Genomic DNA, 18,723 nt, shown 5'->3' with positions numbered 1-18,723 from the left:
ATCCATCGCGAATGTTCAGGCGAAGCACAAGTTAGACCGCGGTGGAGACAGTCTCGGGCGGCGCGTCGGATGCGACGTGCTCGACTGGAGCTGCCGCAACTGGCTTCTTCTCTTCCTCGGTCTCGGCATCGGAAGGCGCTGCTGGCGCCTGTACAGGAGCTGCGATCGGCTGTGCGCTGCGCTTGACCTTGGTGTCGCGAATGGCCTTGACCTTGGCGAGACGCTTCTCTTCTTCGTCCATGCGGACGGTGATGAACTTGATGACCTGCTCGGAGACGCGGAGGCGACGCTCGACCTCGGCGATCAGCGAACCGGCTGCGGCGACGTTCAGCAGGACGTAGAAGCCATCGTTGAACTTGCGCACGGTGTAGGCGAGCCTGCGGCGGCCCATCTTCTCGACGCTTTTGATTTCGCCGCCACCGTTGGTGACGTTCGCGGAGAAACCTTCAATCAGCTTGTCGAGTTCGGCTTCTTCAACATCCGGACGGACGATGAACATGATTTCGTAGGTACGATTCATTCGATTACTTCTTTCTGCGAAGTTCTGCTTCGCACCGTGCTGACGTCTGTTCTGCCAACCCGGTTTGGAATTTCGACTGCGTCTAGTTTCCGTAACAACACTTTGCTGCTGCTTCTCGAAACAACAACCTACCGATTGCTTCTTTACTTCTCCTTCGACGCATCCGATCCATTCTCCGGATCGTCTGGCCGACGGTTGAATCTGTTCATCGCAGCGCTGACCCCTTCGGTTAGCACCGCCTCGACAGCGTCTTCCACTCTGTCGAGCACTTCATCCAACACCGCAAGCTCCTGCTTGCGAAACTGCGACAGCAGATAATCCCTGCCGCCGGCTTTGATCTCTCTGCCATCCACCAGCGCTGGTTTCCCAACACCAATGCGAATGCGCAACCACTCTTCCGTGCCGAGCGCACCGGAGATCGACATCACTCCGTTGTGCCCGTTTGCCCGGCCGTTCGCGCTGATGCGTAGTCTGCCCAGCGGGAATGCCAGCTCGTCATAGAGGACGATCAGGTCCTCCGACGGGATTGGAATTTCAAGCTCCTGAACCAGCGCGGCTACCGAAAGCCCGCTCAGATTCATATACGTCTCAGGCTTGGCTAGCAGAACTTCGTGTCCTGCAAGCCTCGCCTTTGCCGTGAGAGCCCGTCCCCGGCGATTGGAGAGGACCACGCCGCAGTCGTCCGCGATGCGATCCACTGCGAGAAAGCCAGCGTTGTGCGGCGTGAACTGATATTCGATACCGGGGTTGCCGAGACCGACAATCAACTTCACGCTTTGTTTCCCTTTCCAGCAAACTCAGGCGGCCCGCAGATCCAAAGAATCGGCAGGCCGCGCAAAACTACTTCTTCTTCGCGTCCTTGGCATCGGCAGCAGGCGCAGCGGCCGGGGCAGCTGCATCTGTCTTGCCCTTCTTGGCAACCTCTGGCTCAGCCGGTGCGGCAACCACTGCATCGACAGCCACAACCTCTTCCTTGATGATCGTGACGTGCGCCACGGTTCCGTTTTCGTCACCGAGGAACTTGATGCTGCCGGAGTGCGGTAGATCGGAGACGTGGATGATGCCGTGCAGCTCGAGGTTGGAGACATCGACATCGAGGTGGCTCGGAATATCGTTGGGCAAGCACTCGATCTCAACTTCACGCATTACGTGCTCGAGGATGCCACCCTGCGACTTGACGCCAACAGGAACACCAACGAGTTGGATCGGCACCGAAACGATCATTGTCTTGTCCATCGCGATGCGCTTCAGGTCGATATGCAGGAGAGTGCCTTTGATCGGCTCGTTCTGCCAGTCGACGATCATGGCCTTCACGACAGCGGAGCCCTCGACGTTAAGGTCGAAGATCGTGTTATGACCGGAGTCGGAGTGCAGAATTCTGGTGATGACCTTGGGGTCGACCGCGACGGCGACGGCATCCTGGCCCGCGCCATAGACGACTGCGGGAATCTTGCCGGCGACACGGACGCGACGAGCGGCGTTCTTGTTAAACTTGCCCTCGCGAGGCGTCGCGACGACTGCTTCCATAGTGGATGATGCCATGATGAATCTTCCTTTCGGGCACAGAGTTGAGCTCTGCTCCCTTTGCTACTTGGGTTAATCCAAGCCGCCCTGTTTCATACCGCGATCCAGTGCTACAGCGACCTAGTTGAACAGCGTACTGACGCTGGTCTCCATGTGAATACTCTCGATCGCGCGGCCAAGCAGACCGGCAATCGAGAGCACTTTAATCTTCTCCACCTTCAACGCGTCTTCGCGCAGAGGGATGGTATTGGTCACGATCAGCTGCTCCAATCGTGAGGCTGCGATGCGCTCGACCGCCGGGCCCGAGAGCACCGGATGCGTCGCGCACGCATAAACTTTTTCGGCGCCCTCGGCCAGCAGCGCATCCACCGTCTTCACCAGCGTTCCGGCGGTGTCGATGATGTCGTCGAGGATCAAGCACGTTCGGCCCTGTACATCGCCGATCACGTTCATCACCTCGGTGACATTGATGTCGGTCCGCCGCTTGTCGACGATGGCCAACGGTACATCCAGTTTCTTGGCGAAGAATCTCGCCCTCTCCACGCCGCCTGCGTCCGGCGAAACTACCGTCAGATTGGGCAGGTCAAGCTCCCGGAAGTAGCTCACCAGCACCGGGCTGGCGAACAGGTGATCCACCGGAATATTGAAGAATCCCTGAATCTGGGCTGCATGCAGATCGACGAGCAAAGCACGGTTTGCACCGGCGGTGGTCAGAAGATCGGCAACCAGCTTCGACGTAATGGCGACGCGCGGACGGTCTTTTCTGTCCTGCCGGGCGTAGCCATAGTAGGGAATGACAACCGTGATTCGTCCGGCTGAGGCGCGCTTCAGCGCATCCATCATGATCAGCAGTTCGACAAGGTGCTGATCGACCGGGAAACACGTAGGCTGCACGAGAAAGACATCCGCACCGCGAACGTTCTCGAGCAGCTGAAAATGAACCTCGCCGTCGGAGAATCTCTGCAACCGGGTCTCGCCCAGCGGCACACCGACGAACTTGCAGATCTCCTCGGCCAAAGGCTTGTTGGAAGACCCGCAAAAAATCTTGATGCGCTTGTCATCTGCCAGCCGGCCGGAGCGCTTTTTTTCCGGGGCCGTCTTGTCGGTTCCAGATGCTTTTTGCTTTCCGTCCAGAATGGCCGTAGAGGAGAGCGCTAGCGCAGGCTGAGAGATTGTTTCTGTCTCTTCAGCCTGCTCTGAAATAGGGGAAAGAACCGCAGTCGTGTTTCGTTCGTTCACGTGAAACCCTCCGAGGCTGGTTGACCTTGAATGTTCCTGCTGCACTGTCTTGCGAGGCCTTGTTGCGGCCCCGTTACTTCTTCTGAAATCCTTGTTGCGGACTGCTCAAAAAAACTAAAAGACTTCGGTTCTTCAAACTTCGCACTTCTTTCTCCGCGCTGTTTTCCGCGGAGTCCAAAACCGTCTTCATCCTGCGGCAAGTTGTTGCTGCCGCCTAACATCTCTACAAGACTCCCTAATCTGTCCCGTCGCATCTGGCGTCGACTTGTTGGTTGGGCGACTAGGATTCGAACCTAGACAAAGTGCTCCAAAGGCACTTGACCTACCGTTAGTCGATCGCCCAGTACATCGCCGGATGCAGTTTGATTTTACTTGACCGGCGAGGTCACTCCGCGAACATTCTGTTCCAGTACTCTGACCGGGGTAAGGTCTCCGTCAAGAAGACCTGTACCGCAATCCCCGCTTCAGCCGAAGCCGCGGCGGACTGGACGCGCAGTTGAGCTGCCTTAGCATCCCGCTCGGACCGGTAAAGTCCAAACAGAGCAGAGCCAGAACCTGATAGAGCCGCGTAAATCGCAGGACGATTCACATCAGAACTACCCAAATCACTACCCATCAATTGACGCTTGGTTATTCGCAAGGAGGGATACTGAGGAAAGACGACCTCTTCAAAATCATTCTGAAGACCATCGCTTCCAATCCCGGTGCGGACAAGCGCGAGAAGGGTATTCTCGGCCAGATCGTTCATCGCGTCAGCCTGATTTTCACCAGGCAAATCCCGTTTTTTCTCGGGACTAGGATCGCGAACGATACCGGAGGTGCCGGGCCTACTATCGTCTGTCCTTCCCGCTAGGCTTACGCCTGTTGGGGCAGAGAGGGATGAGTAAGCAAGACTCAACTCTTGTAGCTTATCAACTTGGGGTCTGGACGTCAACTCAACGGCTCGCGTCACCCCATGCCCCTCCCCCAATTCGCCCTCGGCAGCTTGGTTATCCGGCCTATCATCAGCGGTATGCGGATGTAACTCACCCAGCCGAGACAAAGGCTTCTCCCTTGCTTCAGCCGCCTCCGCTGCCCGTCGCGCATCCCACTCCCTGAACGCTGCAGGGGTCGAAACGCCCACCGAAGGCACCGCCACAACGCACCAGGTCTTTGGGAGGTCCGGCAGGGGCACCACCTGCTCTCCCCTACCGAGCCCAAGAACGGCCCCCCCCAGCAGAAACAAAGGCACATCCGACCCGATCTCGGCTGCCAGCTTCAGCCTCTCGACTCCCGGGAGAGCTTCGCCAAGCTCCCGCTCCAGCCCAAGCAGCGCCGCCGCGGCATTGGCTGAGCCAGCTCCCATTCCCCCCTGAACGGGCAGTCTCTTCTCTATATTGATCTCGACCTCGGCAGTTATCCCCAGGCGCGCGAGCGCCCGTTCCACCATTCGCCAGGCTGTGTTGCGGCCATCGCGAGGGACAAACGGATGATTGGTCGTCAGCGAGATCCTGGTTGCGGACGCTCGCCTGGCCTTGACCGTGACTAAATCATGCAGATCCAGCGTCTGGTACAGCGTCGTAAGGCCGTGAAATCCATCGGATCGGACCGGACCGATCGCAAGCCCCAGATTGATCTTCGAATACGAACGAACACGTGTAGACATGACCTCTGATTCTACCCAACCGGAAAAGCGAAGAACCGCCTCGTTTGAGATCTCAACCGTCAAACTCGAGCGCCATTATTTCGGACGCCCTTCATCCCGAACCAGCTATGCTGAAACTCAGCACCCATCCACAAATTTTCTGGAGCCCTGAATGCCCGCTGGCACCCGCGTCTTCGCAGCTACCGTCGGACTAGCCCTCTTCGCAAATCCGCTGGCAGCGCAAACGGGCGGTCCAGCAAGCGAAGAGCCTGTCCGCGCAAAACACGCCATGGTCGTCACGATTCACCATGACGCTACCGATGCCGGCGTCGCCATTCTGAAGCAGGGCGGCAACGCGATCGACGCAGCCGTCGCCGTCGCCTTTACTCTTGCCGTGGTTTATCCGCAGGCGGGAAACCTCGGCGGCGGCGGTTTCATGCTGATCCGGACAAAGCACGGTCAGACCCACTTCCTCGACTATCGCGAGAAGGCCCCCGCTGCTGCGACGCGCGACATGTACCTGGACGAGCAAAAGAACGTCGTTCCGGGCCTCTCCACGATTGGGTACAAAGCGTCCGGCGTCCCCGGGACCGTCGCGGGACTCGTCTATGCGCAGAGCCACTTCGGCAAGCTGACCCTGCAACAAGACATGGCGCCAGCCATACACCTCGCCACAGATGGCTATGTGCTCTCTGCAGAGGAGGCGCAAAACCTTCATAGCAGGATGCTCTCTGGCTTTCCCACCTCCGCCCACATCTTCCAGCGCGACGGCGACTTCTATAAGGAAGGCGATACCTTCAAGCAGCCTCTGCTTGCCGCAACACTCACTCGCATCGCGGCGAATCCGGACGAATTCTACAAAGGTGAGATGGCGAAACAGATCGCCTCGTTTGAACAGTCTGGTGGTGGTCTCATCACTGCTGATGACCTCGCGGCCTATCAGGTGAAGGATCGCGAACCCATAAAAGGTACCTACCACGGTTACAAAATTATCACCGCGCCTCCACCCTCATCCGGCGGCATCGTTCTGATGGAGATCCTCAACATCCTCTCCACCTACAATCTTCCAAAACTAGGCCCCGACCGTTCTGCGCCCCAGGTTCACATCATCACGGAAGCCTTTCGCCGCGCCTATATGGATCGCGCGGACTATCTTGGGGATCCAGACTTTACGCCGCAGCCGCTCAAAGAGATGGCAAACCCTGCCTACGCGGCCGCGTGGCGAAGCTCCATTCAACCCGCGTCCCCAACGCCGTCCAAGGATCTGATCCGTCCGGCAGGCTTCATGCCGCCTCCTCCGCAACCTCAGCCTGCGGTGCACGAATCGACCCAGACGACCCACTTCTCGATCATTGACGCCGACGGCAACGCCGTCTCCAACACTTACACACTCAACGGCACCTTTGGATCGGGTGTCACGGTGGAGGGCCTTGGCTTCCTTATGAATAATGAGATGGACGACTTCGCCTCCAAGATGGGCGTGCCCAACATGTATGGATTGATCCAAGGCCCTGCCAATTCGATCGCTCCAGGCAAGCGTCCTCTCTCAGCGATGACTCCCACAATTGTCACAACGAAGGGCGGCGTCTTCCGACACGCCAGAGTGGCCTATGTCCTTGGCACCCCCGGCGGATCCACCATCATCACAACCGTTGCGAATAACTTGATCAGTTGCGTCGACAATGGCCTGAACATTCAGCAGGCCGCCGACGCGCCGCGCTTTCATCATCAATATCTGCCGGATCGTCTCGATCTGGAAAAGAAGTTCTCCCCTGAGGTCGCCGAGCAGCTGAAGGCAATGGGCTACAACGTGAACCGCCTCGCCGTCGCCGATGAACACAACCCCGGCACGTGGGGCGATAGCGAGCTCATCGCAGTCGACCCGAAGACTCACGAACTACTCGGTGGCCACGATAACCGACGCGACTACGGCAAGGCCGCGGGCTATTGAGGAGCGGTTGCCAACGACAACCGCGCGTCTCTTATTTCAACAGCGTCTCAGTTGCCATCAACCGAAAAGGTGTAACTCCCTGAGCCGATCTCACGGACCATCGACCCTTCTTTGTAAGGTGTCGTGATGCGGTCGCCGTCCTGCTTTGCGATGCTCGTCGGTGTGGCGGGGAGAAAGACGGTGGCCGTCGTATTTGCGGGTATCTTGACGCTCAACTGAAGCTGGCCATCTGGCTTCTTCGTCCAGTCCGTCACGATCGTTCCATACACGGAGTCATACTCGGTGTGCATATGCGACAAACCCGGCTCTACATGCGGGCTGATCAGAACATGATGGAACCCTGGCATCGCAGGGTCTGCATCGACACCACCCACGCGCCGAAAGACCCATGCCATGACTGAGCCGAACGCATAGTGGTTATAGGAGTTCATCGCAGGGTCGCCTGTGTCTCCGTTCCAGCGCTCCCACCACGTCGTTGCACCCTTATCGACCATGTATCCCCACGATGGATAAGTGGTGGTCAGGAGCAGGTTGTACGCAACATCCGAGCGGCCTTGCGCTTCAAGCACGGAGAGCAGAAAGGGCGTGCCAAGGAATCCGGTCGTCAGATGGGTCTGATGGGCCTGAATGTCGCGCACCAGGCGATCGGTCATCGACTTCTCCATCGCTTTCGGAGCGAGTCCGGCATACATCGTCAAAACATACGATGTCTGGGTGTCGCCCGCGACCGATCCGTCGGCTTGAACATATTTCTGCTGATACGCATCCTGGATGTGAGAGATCAGTGTCGCGTACTTGTCTGCGTCTGCGGTCCGGCCGAGTGCGGTAGCCATCGTCTGCATCTGGCGTGCGATGATGACCCAATAGGCCGTCGCGACGAGGTCAGAGGGAGTATGCGGATCGGGCGCGAGCCAGTCAGCAAAGTTCGCTCCCAGCTCCTTTTCACGAACATAGTTGGGATTCGTGCGCAGGATGAAGTCCATCCACCGCTCCATGTCCGGCCAGCTTTGCTCGATCACTGAAGCGTCTCCATATTGCAGCCATGTTGCGTATGGAACGAGCACGCCCGCGTCACCCCAGCCGGGAGCACCGGGGTGGCCGTCCCTCCCTTGCAAAAGATTTGGCGAGATGTTGGCGAAGGCCCCGTCGGGGCTTTGCGCATCGGTAACATCGAGCATGAACTTATGGGAGAAGGCGTCGATGTCGAAGTTGTACGAGCCGGTACGCCAGAAGGCGCCAGCATCGCCCATCCATCCCATGCGTTCGTCGCGCTGCGGGCAGTCGGTGGGGATGGAAACAAAGTTGCCGCGCTGTCCCCACAGCCCAAGCTCGCTCATCTTGTTCAGCAGCGGGCTGGAGCTGTCAAAGCGAATTGCTGGGGAAGCGGGAAGGCTGTTGAGCACCTGACCTTGCAGTGCAGACAGAGGGGGCTTGCCGCCGTAGCCGGACACCTGCACATAACGAAAACCATGAAAGGTGAAGGCGGGAGTCCAGTCCTCGTCTCCATGTCCGCTGAGGGTGTAGTAGTCCGTTGCATCGGCGTCACGCAGATTTTCTGTGTACACCGTACCGTCCGGATTGAGCCGTTCCGCAAAGCGGAGCTTCACGGTGCTTCCCCGCGCCCCGTGCACATGCAGGCGGGCCACGCCGACCATGTTCTGGCCCATGTCGAAGACCGCATCCTGCTCCTTGCCAGAACCAACCGTCGTAACGGCGACGGGCGAGACCGTCTGCGCAGGCTGCACTGGTGTATCAGGCTGGGCAGTGACGAGAAGACCAGTGTTCGCATCATCGACGACCACTGGCATCCAGTGAGCGGAGTTGGGAGATGCCGACGTGTTCCATCCCGGAACTTCAAGCCGCGCGTCGTAGGCCTCTCCGCCGTAGATCTCTGAAGAGACAATCGGAGAAGCGGCCGTCTCCCAGCTGGAGTCCGTCGCAATGACCTGATGAGTGCCGTCGGCAAAGGTCAACTCGAGCTGGGCGCGCAGACGATCCGGACCAGGAAACAAGCGCGAGCCCGACCACAGGAGCGGACTGCCATGCCATCCTGCCCCAAGGATCGCCGCGATCGTATTGTGTCCAGGGACGAGCAAAGAGGTGACGTCGTAGGTCTGATACAAGACGCGCTTGCGATAGTCAGTAAATCCTGGTGTGAGCCTGAACTTGCTCACTTCTTTACCATTCACATAACTTTGGTAGCTACCAAGAGCCGTTACATAGAGCCGGGCAGATACTACCTTGCGAGACGGCGTGAACTGCTTCCGGAATAGTGCGGTGCTCGAGTCGATCACCGTAGGATTCTGTCCGCGCGATTCGCGATCTGTGCCGACGCCGAAGTTGAGATCGGAAAACGCGCCGAGCTTTTTCGCAGCAGACCACTCCTTTGCTTCAACTGGCTTGATCGACCGAGCCTGCCAAGTGTCGTCGCTTTCAATCCACTTTGTTTCGCCTTCATCGTCGGTGAGCTTTAGGGCAGCAGCTAAAGCAACGCGAAAGGTTCTATTGGATTCACTCGATTTTGGGCTCTTTATGTGCACAACGATCTGGTTGTCTCCAACGTGGAGTTGATCGCGAATATCTTCACGATCGAAGGCGCCCCATTGATCCTTATGCCCTGTGACGATGCCGTTGACCTGCGCGGTAAAAATTCCACCCGCCAAAATGTGAAGAACAGCTGCGCTCGGAAGTTTGTCGAGATGCAGGTTGTACTGAAACTCCGCCTCCATGCCCTGCGGGACACGCTCGGAATCACCTTCTTGAAGCCAGATCCACGAGATCGCCTTCAACACCTCTGCCTCGTCATGATTGTCGCGCCGAATCCACTGGGCCTTCCAGTCTGAGGGTTGAAGCAGACCCATCTCCCACCATGCGACCTCGGAAGACCGTTCCTCTTTTCCCTGAGAATCCCAGGTTTGAACCGTCCAATAGCAGCGCTGGTGAGACGTCAACGCTGGTCCGGCATAGGCCACATTCACAGACTCTGAGGACATCTGCTTTCCGCTGTCCCAGACATCGGCGCGCCCTTGGCGCAGTGTGGTGGCTGAGCTGGCAACAAGAATCCGGTAAGCTGACTGGCTCCAGTTGCGTGTGGTCGCATCACTCTGCCACGACAGCGTTGGACGCGCTGAATCGATACCGAGCGGATTGATCCGCTGATCAACGCGAAGATGGACTGGCGCGGCAGAGGCTGTCGCAGCACAAAGAGATAAAGCCGCTACGAAGGAAGCACGTTGCGCCGGCGAGGCGAACAGAGGGGTTGCGTGGCGCGAAATTTTCATGAGTTTGACTGTCCGGAACACTTTGAGTTGCAAGCGAGATTAAATAACAACTTCGCATCATTTGCCTACCGTACGTTGGACAGACTGCCAACCTCCAGCAGTCTGTCCAGACTCATCAAGTCATCGCAGTGACCTGCGGGTAGCAGGTGAACTCCTCTTCCGAGATCTTCCAGTACGGCACAAACTTCTGACCGTCGTTGCCTCGGACAGTGAAGTGAAGCGGCGACCCATCAACCGGCTCCAGATGATTCGCTAGATGCTCGGCTTCGTGTCCCTTGTCCACAGAGAGACTGGCGGTCGGAGATCCGACAGCGGCCAGCAGAATAGGACCGTACTCGACCGAGTATCTTTTCTTGCCCGCAATCTGATCATCGCCGTTGTAACGGCGCACGCGAATCTCTGCGGGAAGCACAAACTCGATGACATCTCCGTCGCTCCACTTACGATTGATCGCAAGATAACTGCCCGGTTTGCCCGAAGCAACTCCTTTACCGTTGACCGAAACCGCCATCTCCTTTGCCGCCCAGGACGGAATGCGGATCCTGAGATTAGCCTCGGTGGGGGTCGATACCTTCACCGCGCCACTCACATGCGTGTCGTAGGGGAAGCGAGTCTTCATCTTCAACTCCATCGGCTGACCTGCCTGCTGCCAACGAATCGTTGAAGGCTCGTAGAGGTTCACATAGATTCCATCGGGCGCGATGGAGTAGATGTGCTCCGGAAGAGTTCCAAGCAGCCTGGTCCCCTGACCTTCGCAACACGTATTCTCGTGCGTGGATTTTTCTTTCTTGCCCTCCATGACGGTGTGATAACGCAGGCCGACGCCGCCATCCTGGTTCGCCATGCCGACGTTGTAGATCGATTTCTCGATCTCCGTTGCGTAGCGCTCCTCATCGGGATTCAGGAGTTGGAAGCGCTGACTTAGAAAGACCCAGAAGCTGCTGCCGCAGAGCTCTCCCAGTTTCTGGCGGAGATAGTTGCTGTTCGGCGGATCCTTTTCGAACTCGATGATGGAGATGCTTCCGCCGGCCTGCTGCCAGTGCGCACGATAGAGCTCCCATGCTCCGAGAACCCCGTCACGATAGCGCACGTCGCCAGTGGCGAGATACATATCCAGATACGCTTCGAGATTAGTCAGCAGATAGCAATGCGGACGATCGTAGGGGTACTGCCACACCTGCTCCTTCTCCTGCTTTGCCAAACCCTCCATCCAACCGTCTTCCTGGTAGTAGCGCTGAATGACCTGCGCGTCGGCCGGCTTTCCAAGTGGACTCGTACACATGCGCGTGTTCGCGACCATCCCCTGGCCGCCTTGAATCGCACCGCGCAACATGTCCGGCAGGAAGGTCTGCTGATTGAACCAGTCGTAGTAGCCGCGCAGCATCGGCAGAGCCTTGGGGTTGCCGCCATACGCAGCTTCCAGCAGTCCGTGCGTAAGCCACGCGCGAGTGTAGGCCGCGCGCTCCGAGTAGAAGATCGTGTCTTCCGGATACGCCATGATGTATCCGTTCGGCTGACGACACTCTTCAATGCCATCGACCACGACATTGAGGCGGCGGTGCAGTTCGGGATCGTCAATCCAGCGCAGCGTGTTGCCGGCACCCATCAGGAAACGTCCCGCGTTCGAACCTGCAAGATCTTCCTCCCAGAAGACCTGCGAACCGGTCGGCTTGAAGTTTTTGATCTTGCCTGTTCGCTCGTAAAACTGACGCAGAAGATCGTCCGTCGTGTACGAGTTCAGCAGATACTGAATGTTGTTTTGCATCGCCTCCTGAAAGACGCCACCCTCCAAAGTCACTCCCGTCTTCGGCGCTTCGGCTTTGTACTTCGCCGGCTTCCAGGTGGCAGGGTCTGTCACCGCGTGTGGATTATCGACGCGAATTCCCTCTCCGTCCTGCCGGGGTGGCCGCGTGAGTTGCGCCACCAGCTCGCTGTTTCCATACTTCTCATCCGCCGTCACCTTGCAACCCACGGCAACATCGTGTCCGCCGGAGATAACAGCCATCTTCGCAACCATCAGCGTGTAATCGGGGCTATCCTGGGGCTCCTTGCCCAGCGGCGTGCTGTCTGAAGCAACTGCCTTGACAGCGCGAAGCCGCGTCGCCGTCAGCCGCACATAGCGAGCATGAACATCGTGCGCCGCGTACTGCGTAATGTTGTCTTTCAGATCCGGAAAGTCGGATTGAGTGAAGTCCGCAATGGTCTCAACCTTTCCGAAGTTTGCATCGTCGGAGGCTTCCAGCCGGAATCGCAGTGGGAATCCCTCGCCTCCGTAGTACTGGTCGCGGCCCGGATACATCCGCTCCGAGGCAGGGAATAACTGAATCGCGGAGATTGGAACAGCCTTCTTCAGATCTACCTGGACCCACGTCGTCACATCGGGCGTCGCAACCACCTTCGAACGATAAGCGCGGTAGTTCGTCGCTGGGGTCGCGGCCATCCTGATTCCGGTTAGATAAGTCGCCATCTCCTTATCGCTCGTCTGCGCCAGCAGGGCGACCGGTTTCATCGCTCCGATGACAGCGAATCCCGCTCCAGCATAGGTCGAATTCAATAGAAACTTACGTCGTGTTACAGCCATGACCCATCTCCCGTGCTTTGTTTCGAGTTACCGTGGTTGCATAAAAGGAATGAATCTTCGCGAGCAATCCTAAGGCGAAGGGGTCAGAAAGAAAGCCTCTGACCGCTTTGTGGGTTAGACGCCAACGCAATTAGAAGGCGTAGCGCAATGCGAGTTGCAGCACTCGTTGACCGACAGTCTCCTGGGTGAGCAGGCCCGCAGCGGGGTTCGTGATGCTGGTGCTACCGGTAGAAAAGTTAGGGTGATTGAAGACGCTGAACGCCTCCGCGCGGAACTGAAGTTGCTGACGCTCGGTGATCGCAAACGCCTTCTGAAGACTCAGGTTCGTCGTGTCGATCCCAGGCTGACGCGGTCCGCTTCTGGCCGTTCCATACTGACCGGTCGCGGGCTGCACATAGCAGGATGGATCAAAGAACTGCAGACGGGGATGGCCTGCAGGCGGATTACCAGTGCAGATCCTGTTTGCGTAGACGCTATGCACCGAACTGGTATCCGCATTGTTGTTGGCTGTAACCTGGATCGGCTGGCCGGTGGCAAACTGCTGAACCCCAGAGAGCTGCCAACCGCCAATGATCTCGCGGTTGATCAGATTATTGGAGTTCAGAAACTTCTTTCCAGGACCGAAGGGCAACTCATACACCGCGCTAAAAATGAAATTCTGCGTGCGGTCAAAGCCTGCAGGGCCATAGGTGAGGCCCGGGTTGTAAAGATTCTGAATGTCCGCGTTATCGCCGTCCAGGATGTCCATCGCCTTGGAGTAGGTATAAGCCCCAAGAAACTGCAGACCGTTGGTATACGTTCGCTCTACCTTGACGGCCAATGCGTGGTAGTTTGCCGAGATCGCGTTGAGTTGGCCATCTGTCGTTCCGACGTTCGTATTCGGTCTCAGGTCGAGGATGCCGCTCGTGTTTCCAGGAGTCAGTCCGAACGGCTGGTTGAGATCGGCGCGCGCGGACTGATGACGAGTCACATTCCCGATATAGCCGACCGTAAGAAGAGTGTTGTTGCTGAGCGACCGCTGGATGTTAACGTTCCAGTCTTGTACCGAAGTGTCCTTCAACGTCTTCGTCAGTGTGTAATTCTGCTGTCCAGCCAAAGATGGATTAGGAACAAATAGATTTTGAATATCGACCGGGTCCGCGACATTGAACGAGTAAGACTGATTCACGAAGTTCGGCGAATAGAGTAGCTGGAATTGAAGATTGTTGTAGAGAATTGGCGCGTAATAGATTCCGTATCCCCCGCGAACTACAGTTCGATCATTTGCTTGATAGGAGAACCCGAACCGCGGCGCCCAGTCGTTGTAGTTTGTCTTCCACGTCCCGGGAATGACTCGGTTGGAAGCCACGTCGAACTGCCCTCCATGTCCATTCTTGTCGTTCGGGGGATTGTCGAAGTCATAACGCAGGCCGATGTTGAAGGTCAGCCGTGGCAAAGCCTTCCAGTCATCCTGCACGTAACCTGAAACGTCCGTGCCTCGAAAAGCACCCACTGTTACGCCGTTGGCAGCATTGGCGGTTCGAGGAAATCCGAGTTCGAGATCGGCCAGCGAGTTACCCTGATCGGTCGCGCTCCGCACACCGCCAACGTAAGCCGAGGTCGAACTGCCGTCGAAGTTGTAGATGCCATTGTTGCCGACCACCCAGTTGCCATCGAACTGCGTCCTGACATAGTCGCCGCCGAAGACGAAGGTATGGTTGCCTAGCTTCCAGCTTACTTCGTCGGTGTACTGGAAGCGGTTCTGAATCGCACCCTGAGGAGAGTAGGGATCTCCCAGCGAGGTGTAGTTGCCGGTGTTGAGGTTGATCGCGGGAGGCGTCCATTGAGACGGCTGTGGATTAACGTTCGCCAGACCATACTGTTTTGCATAGTTGACAGCACCTTCGCCCTGCTGCGTGCGGAAGAGATTACTGCGGTTATAGCCGACCTTGAAGACGTTCACAACGTTCGAGTTGAACACGTGCGTTTCAGCAGCCGAGATATTCGTGCCCTTCAGCGCAATGAAGATCCCGAAGAGCCCGGGCGTGATGCTGTCATTGCCAAACTGGCTCTCCAGCCTTGCCACCGTGCCGAACAAAAGATCTCGTTGCGAGATGTTGTAGTCGACACGGCCAAGGTACTCGTCGTAGTTACTGATCTGCGGCAGATTCACAACGTAGTTGACGTTGTTTGCATCCAGTGTCGTGTTGGGTGCGGGATAGTTCTTCAACCACTGCTGAGCAAACGAACTAATTGCGGGGAGCTTATTTCCCGCAAAGGGCTGGCTCGTTCCGGTTGTGGGATCGTAGGTTGAAGGATCGTAGAGGGTGACTCCGTCTGCTGAGAAGTCTCCGTTGCGCTCTGCGTCGGTTGGAACTCGGTCGCGGTTGACGTTAGCCGTATGGCTCCGCAGACCCGAGTAGTCAAAGAAAGCGAACAGCTTGTTCTTCCAAAGTGGAGCGCCGATATTGCCTCCAAACTGGTTATAGCGTTTTGCAGGCTTGGTCGTCGCGAACCAGTTCTTAGCATCGAAGTCGTCATTCTGAAGAAAGTCGTACGCCGTTCCATGAATCTGGTTCGAGCCGCTCTTCGTGATGACGTTGATGATCGACGGCTGACTGAAGCGCGCAGGAGCGCCGTTCAGGATCGTCGTGACCTCCTGACTCGCTTCAACCGACGACAGGATATTCACGGTCTGCGTCAGCAGATTCGTGTTGTCGACGCCGTCCTGAAGAAATGCCGTGTGTGCATTGCCGAGTCCCGAGATGATGACCGAGTTTGCGGTCTGTCCGTAGAAACCTTCATCTCCACCATCAACTCCAACATCGGTTCCTGCCTGCGATGACGGCCCAAGCGTTGCGATGTTTAGGATGCTTCGGCTATTGTTCGGCAGATTGACCAACTGCGTCGGCGAGACCGTAGTCACTAACTCGTGATTGTCCGTCTGCAAACTCACTGAGCCGGACTCGGAGGTAACCGTCACCTCCTGCTGCACATTGCCCACAGAGAGTTGCAGGTTGGCGGTTGCGCCATTCGTGGTCACATCCACAGTGGTCACCAGGTGTTTGAACCCCGCTGCCGTGGCCGAAACTGTGTAAGGCCCCACCGTGAGGGAAGGGACGTTGAAATAGCCGTTTTGATCCGTCGTGACGTTGCGCGTCGTAGACGTTCTGGCGTTTTTGATCTCGATCTGACAATTAGGAACCACAGCGTCTGCACTGTCGCGAATCGTTCCTGAGAGTGAGCCGAGATCGGTCTGGGCAAACATGACCCTCAGCGGACCTATGCCTGCCGCGATCAGTAATACGAGTACGGTTTGGAGCGCCCGAGAGAGTCTGGTCTTCCGAAAACCGGTCAACCGGTTAAAGCCCATGTGATGCGTTCTGCCGTTATCTATCGGCTCTGAAGGAGCGTTGGTTTTGCTTAGGTGTGCCATGCGAGATTCCGCCTCCCTGTAACGCCCGCAAGTCGAACAGAGGCGTCAACCGATTGTCAAGGGGAAAATTATTTCAATTGGAAAATAGCACCCGGAATCAGAAGTCTGGAGGCACCCCAAAAAACAGCCTTTTCGCGGAACAAAGCTGCCTAATTACCGGCAGGCAAGCTGTTACCTCGGCGCCGATGCCGAGAGGGTTTCCACTGGGGAATCAGGCCAACAATGACGGACACTAGCGGCCCGAACAAAAGCATCGATGTGGCCTTGGGAGGGCGGCTTCGAGGGACTTTGGACGCGAGATTCCGGATGAGAAATCCCTCCTCCTGCAACCCCTCGGTTGCGCTTCGCCAGCCTCAACAATGAGCCTGGAATTCTGCGCGATTCCCCCGCGCGTGCCGACAGCCAGCAAACATATGCGGCTCAGCCTGCATCTTCTTATGCAGGAGTCCTTATTCGTACCGATATCGGTATTTTTGAGCGCGGCCTGTCGGACTACTATAGGTACGAAAGCCAGTCTGAAGATCTGAGTGATATGAAACCTATCGAAGGCCGTAAGCGAGTCGTCATTGAAGGGATCAACCCACAAGTCGATTGTGGACGCTATCCAGCCAAGCGAATTCTGGGCGACATCGTAACCGTAACTGCGGCGGTTTTTGGCGATGGACACGACCATGTCTCAGGACGTTTGCTCTATCGCCACTCGAGCGCGAAGGATTGGCAATCCACGCCGCTCTCCCCGCTTACCAATGATCTCTGGTCCGCCAGCTTCACCGTGGATGCGCTCGGCGATTGGCTCTATACCCTCGAGGCGTGGGTTGACCACTTCGACACCTGGTCTGCCGATCTACAAAAGCGGCTGGCAGCACAGCCCGGTCAGCCTGGCGTGAGTTCTTCGGCCGAATCACAGGATATCCCGCTCGCGCTGCGCTCCGGCGCTCTCCTGCTGGAGCAGGCCGCGGGGCGCGCCAAAGGGCCCGATAGCAAACGTTTAGCAGACGAGGCTGCGCGTCTCCTCGAACTCGCGAACGAAAAGTCTGAGACCCACGATAATCCCTTGACGGACGAGATCCTCGCGCTCGTCGCACAATACCCTGATCTCACCCTGGCGACGCGCTATTCTCAGGATCTGCACCTGTGGGTTGACCGCGAACGGGCACGCTACTCGACCTGGTATGAGCTCTTCCCCCGGTCCACCTCGCCCGATCCTGCGCGGCACGGCACCTTTGCGGACGTGCAGGCGCTTCTGCCAACCATCGCCGCGATGGGCTTCGATGTGCTCTATATGCCGCCGATTCATCCCATCGGCAAAGCGTTTCGCAAAGGCCCGAACAACAGTGTCACCTCGACCGAGAACGATCCGGGCAGCCCCTGGGCGATCGGAGCAAAAGAGGGCGGCCACAAATCCATCCTCGCTGAACTCGGCACCCTGAAAGACTTCGACGCTCTTGTCGCCGCTACGCGCGAGCACGGCATGGAGCTGGCTCTGGACATCGCCTTCCAGTGTTCCCCCGACCATCCCTGGGTCGCCGAGCATCCCGACTGGTTCAATATCCGCCCCGACGGCTCCATCCAATACGCGGAGAACCCACCAAAAAAATACCAGGACATCTACCCGCTCAACTTCGAGTCGCCTGATTGGCGCGGCCTATGGGAGGCTCTGCGCGATGTTTTCACCTACTGGATCAAGCGCGACGTCAAAATCTTCCGTGTCGACAATCCGCACACCAAGGCCATTCCGTTCTGGGAGTGGTGCATCGGCGAAATCCATAAAAAATATCCCGATGTGATCTTTCTCGCCGAGGCGTTCACGCGCCCGCACGTGATGTACTCGCTGGCCAAGGCTGGCTTCAGCCAGTCCTATACCTACTTCACCTGGCGCAATAGGAAGGACGAGCTTCGGGAGTACTTCGAGGAGATTACCAAGCCGCCCGTAACCGACTTCTTTCATCCGAACCTCTGGCCCAACACGCCCGACATCCTCCACGCCGCACTTCAAAACGGCGGCCGCCCCGCCTTCATGCAGCGCCTGATCCTCGCGGCAACTCTTGGCGCGAACTACGGCATGTACGGCCCTGCCTACGAACTCGGCGAAAATCTTCCCGCCAAGCCTGGCAGTGAGGAGTATCTCAACAGCGAGAAGTACGAGATCCGCCGTTGGGACCGCAGCGCGAGCACAAGCCTCGCCCCGCTTATTACCAAGGTCAATCAGATCCGCCGCACCAACCCCGCACTCCAAAGCGACGGCTCGCTTCACTTCCACAACGTCGACAACTCAAACATCCTCTGCTACAGCAAGTGGAGCGGCGACAATCAGATTCTCGTCGCCATCAACCTCGATCCCACGCAGGAACAGGCAGGATGGATCGATCTCGACCTCAAGGAGCTGGCCATCCCGCACAACGAAACCTTCGATATCGAAGATCTGCTCACCGGCACCCATTACCAATGGCACGATCGCAGCAACTATGTTGCTCTGCGCCCCGACGTGATGCCCGCGCACATCTTCCGCCTGCTCCGCAAACCCAACGTCGAGACCCCGCAGACCCCGTAGGCATACGATTCGTAAAGACAGCTTCCAGCACAAGGAC

9 protein-coding genes, 1 tRNA gene and 1 pseudogene are annotated in these 18,723 nt (G+C 57.4%); 2 read left to right on the top strand and 9 right to left on the bottom strand.

Annotated features, from left to right (window positions below):
* Window positions 1–31 precede the first annotated feature (31 nt).
* From rpsF to HDF12_RS02845, 6 genes and pseudogenes are all read right to left on the bottom strand, one after another.
* The gene (gene rpsF / locus HDF12_RS02870; protein ID WP_179581091.1) at window positions 32–520 is read right to left on the bottom strand and encodes a 30S ribosomal protein S6; all 489 of its coding nucleotides are present in this window, start codon (window positions 518–520) and stop codon (window positions 32–34) included.
* Window positions 521–663: 143 nt separating this feature from the next.
* A complete protein-coding gene (pth, locus tag HDF12_RS02865) occupies window positions 664–1,293 on the bottom strand; it encodes an aminoacyl-tRNA hydrolase (RefSeq protein ID WP_179581089.1) in 630 nt (209 codons plus the stop codon).
* 67 nt (window positions 1,294–1,360) lie between these two features.
* The gene (locus HDF12_RS02860) at window positions 1,361–2,062 is read right to left on the bottom strand and encodes a 50S ribosomal protein L25 (protein WP_179581087.1); all 702 of its coding nucleotides are present in this window, start codon (window positions 2,060–2,062) and stop codon (window positions 1,361–1,363) included.
* A gap of 102 nt (window positions 2,063–2,164) precedes the next feature.
* Window positions 2,165–3,130: pseudogene (locus HDF12_RS02855) on the bottom strand (ribose-phosphate diphosphokinase); the annotation flags it as partial.
* Between the two features lie 422 nt (window positions 3,131–3,552).
* Window positions 3,553–3,626 (bottom strand) — tRNA-Gln (locus HDF12_RS02850).
* A 42-nt stretch (window positions 3,627–3,668) separates the two neighbouring features.
* Window positions 3,669–4,928, bottom strand: a complete 1,260-nt coding sequence (locus tag HDF12_RS02845; protein ID WP_179581085.1) for a 4-(cytidine 5'-diphospho)-2-C-methyl-D-erythritol kinase — start codon at window positions 4,926–4,928, stop codon at window positions 3,669–3,671.
* Between the two features lie 151 nt (window positions 4,929–5,079).
* Between HDF12_RS02845 and ggt the strand changes: the two genes are divergently transcribed.
* A complete protein-coding gene (ggt, locus tag HDF12_RS02840; protein WP_179581084.1) occupies window positions 5,080–6,858 on the top strand; it encodes a gamma-glutamyltransferase in 1,779 nt (592 codons plus the stop codon).
* Window positions 6,859–6,905: 47 nt separating this feature from the next.
* Here ggt and HDF12_RS02835 read toward each other — a convergent pair whose 3' ends face one another.
* The 3 genes from HDF12_RS02835 to HDF12_RS02825 form a co-directional block, all read right to left on the bottom strand.
* Window positions 6,906–10,139 (bottom strand): alpha-L-rhamnosidase, encoded by a 3,234-nt coding sequence (locus HDF12_RS02835; RefSeq protein WP_179581083.1) that lies wholly within the window; start codon window positions 10,137–10,139, stop codon window positions 6,906–6,908.
* A 115-nt stretch (window positions 10,140–10,254) separates the two neighbouring features.
* Window positions 10,255–12,720, bottom strand: a complete 2,466-nt coding sequence (locus HDF12_RS02830; protein ID WP_179581082.1) for a beta-L-arabinofuranosidase domain-containing protein — start codon at window positions 12,718–12,720, stop codon at window positions 10,255–10,257.
* 130 nt (window positions 12,721–12,850) lie between these two features.
* Window positions 12,851–16,135, bottom strand: a complete 3,285-nt coding sequence (locus HDF12_RS02825) for a TonB-dependent receptor (RefSeq protein WP_179581081.1) — start codon at window positions 16,133–16,135, stop codon at window positions 12,851–12,853.
* Window positions 16,136–16,667: 532 nt separating this feature from the next.
* On the opposite strand from HDF12_RS02825, the gene HDF12_RS02820 reads away from it, so the two are divergent.
* Window positions 16,668–18,686, top strand: coding sequence for an alpha-1,4-glucan--maltose-1-phosphate maltosyltransferase (locus tag HDF12_RS02820; RefSeq protein ID WP_179581080.1), 2,019 nt, complete (start codon window positions 16,668–16,670; stop codon window positions 18,684–18,686).
* Window positions 18,687–18,723 lie beyond the last annotated feature (37 nt).

It is taken from the genome of Tunturiibacter gelidiferens (assembly GCF_013410115.1).
Classification (GTDB): domain Bacteria; phylum Acidobacteriota; class Terriglobia; order Terriglobales; family Acidobacteriaceae; genus Edaphobacter; species Edaphobacter gelidiferens.
Note: the sequence above shows the minus strand (reverse complement) of the source record. Positions and strands in the feature narration are given on the sequence as shown.

Excerpts from the sequence above, each read along its gene's own strand:
- HDF12_RS02825 (WP_179581081.1), bottom strand. The coding sequence starts at position 16,135 with ATGGCACACCTAAGCAAAACCAACGCTCCTTCAGAGCCGATAGATAAC.
- rpsF (WP_179581091.1), bottom strand. The coding sequence starts at position 520 with ATGAATCGTACCTACGAAATCATGTTCATCGTCCGTCCGGATGTTGAA.
- HDF12_RS02835 (WP_179581083.1), bottom strand. The coding sequence starts at position 10,139 with ATGAAAATTTCGCGCCACGCAACCCCTCTGTTCGCCTCGCCGGCGCAA.
- ggt (WP_179581084.1), top strand. The coding sequence starts at position 5,080 with ATGCCCGCTGGCACCCGCGTCTTCGCAGCTACCGTCGGACTAGCCCTC.
- HDF12_RS02830 (WP_179581082.1), bottom strand. The coding sequence starts at position 12,720 with ATGGCTGTAACACGACGTAAGTTTCTATTGAATTCGACCTATGCTGGA.
- HDF12_RS02820 (WP_179581080.1), top strand. The coding sequence starts at position 16,668 with ATGAAACCTATCGAAGGCCGTAAGCGAGTCGTCATTGAAGGGATCAAC.
- HDF12_RS02860 (WP_179581087.1), bottom strand. The coding sequence starts at position 2,062 with ATGGCATCATCCACTATGGAAGCAGTCGTCGCGACGCCTCGCGAGGGC.
- HDF12_RS02845 (WP_179581085.1), bottom strand. The coding sequence starts at position 4,928 with ATGTCTACACGTGTTCGTTCGTATTCGAAGATCAATCTGGGGCTTGCG.